Below are 232 nucleotides of genomic sequence, written 5' to 3' on the forward strand. Positions count from 1 at the left end.
AGCTTCGCCATCGAAAAGGGAACTGCTTTCGGCCTGGTCGGCGAGTCCGGCTGCGGGAAGTCCACTGTCCTGAGGGCGCTTTCCGGCCTCAACGCCAACTATGACGGCCGGATCGAGCTCCACGGCGAGACGTTAAATCAGCAGCGCAGCCGGCCCTTCTTCCGCCGGGTTCAGATGGTGTTCCAGGATCCCTACGGATCCCTCCATCCCCGCAAGACCATCCGCTCGCAGC

1 protein-coding gene is annotated in these 232 nt (G+C 63.4%); it reads left to right on the top strand.

Going from position 1 to position 232, the window contains the following annotated elements:
* Nucleotides 1–232: ATP-binding cassette domain-containing protein (locus AF337_RS14830; protein WP_152971084.1), on the top strand; the 232-nt coding region annotated here is incomplete at both ends.

This window comes from Rhizobium ecuadorense (assembly GCF_001187535.1).
GTDB classification, from domain to species: Bacteria; Pseudomonadota; Alphaproteobacteria; order Rhizobiales; family Rhizobiaceae; genus Rhizobium; species Rhizobium ecuadorense.